Source organism: Streptomyces apricus, from assembly GCF_008369065.1.
GTDB classification, from domain to species: Bacteria; Actinomycetota; Actinomycetes; order Streptomycetales; family Streptomycetaceae; genus Streptomyces; species Streptomyces apricus.
Genome location: NZ_VDFC01000218.1, coordinates 1 through 1,255, shown reverse-complemented (window position 1 = coordinate 1,255; position 1,255 = coordinate 1). Strand labels below are relative to the sequence as shown.

General features: G+C 75.5%; 1 protein-coding gene and 1 pseudogene. Both read left to right on the top strand.

Going from position 1 to position 1,255, the window contains the following annotated elements; translation table 11 throughout:
• Nucleotides 1-175 (top strand): annotated as a pseudogene (locus FGF04_RS41565) (saccharopine dehydrogenase); the annotation flags it as partial.
• Between the two features lie 121 nt (nucleotides 176-296).
• Entirely contained in the window at nucleotides 297-1,193 is an 897-nt protein-coding gene (locus tag FGF04_RS39285) for an adenosine kinase (protein ID WP_188114430.1), read from the top strand.
• Nucleotides 1,194-1,255: the final 62 nt, after the last annotated feature.

Here is a 1,255-nt window from a genome sequence, read left to right as displayed (position 1 = left end):
GGACCCCGGGTACGGGGACACCGCCAAGATGCTGGCCGAGGCGGCGCTGTGCCTCGTCCTCGACGACCTGCCCCGCACCTCGGGGCAGGTGACGACGGCCGTCGCGCTGGGGGAACCGCTGGTGGAGCGGCTGCGGCGGGCGGGGATCAGTTTTCGGGTGGCCGCCACGCGGTAGCGCGGGGACGTCCCGTTCCGAATGTCGACGACCGGTGCGGCGCCGTCGTGGTTGCTCGCGCCCACGCGGCGGAGCCGCAGATGTCACAGCCCCGCGCCCCTAACGAACGTCAGGAGTGTCCGTGAGTTCCGAGATCGACGTGCTGGTGCTCGGTGGGGCCGGGGTGGACACCGTCGTGTACGTGCCCGAACTGCCGCTGCCGTACGCGGACAGCCACATGGTGCCGTCCATCGAGGCGCGGGCCGGGCAGACCGGGGACTTCGTCGCGCTCGGGGTGCACGCGCTCGGGCTGCGCACGCACCACCTCGACCTGCTCGGCGCCGACCACCACGGCGACCTGGTCCGGGCGCTGCACCGGGAGCGGGGCGTCGCGCTCACCGAGGTCCCGCAGCCGGCCGGCACCAAACGGGCCGTGAACCTCGTCTCGCCGGACGGGCGGCGGCTGTCGCTGTACGACAGCACGCGCGGCCACGACGGCGACCGGCTGCCCCCGGAGACCGTGCGGGCCCTCGCCTCGGTGAGCCGGCACGTCCACGTCTGCATCACCCAGCCCTGCGCGCACGCCCTGCCGGTCCTGCGGGGGACGGGGGCGACCGTCTCGACCGACCTGCACGACTGGGACGGCGCGAACGCCTACCACGAGCGGTTCGCGTACGAGGCCGACGTCGTCTTCCTGTCGACGGCCGCGCTGGCGGATCCGGAGCGGACCATGCGGCGGATCGCCGACCGGGGGCGGGCCGGGGTGGTCGTCGCCACCGCCGGGGCCGAGGGCGCCTACCAGCTGCTCGACGGCGAGCTGACGCACATCCCTCCCGTCGCGCCGCCCGCGCCCGTCGTGGACTCCAACGGGGCCGGGGACGCCTTCGCGGCGGGGTACCTCTTCGGGCGGCTGACGGGCGAACCGCCCGCGCGCTGCGGTCTGTTCGGCGCGGTCGCCGGGGCCTACGCCTGCACGGTGCCGGCCACCCGGGCCGACGTCGTCTCCCGCGAGGAGCTGCTCGGGGCTACCAGCCCATGACCGCGTAGACCATCCCGGCCGTCCAGGCGAGCGCGGCGACCACCGCGAGGACCCGCCCGGCC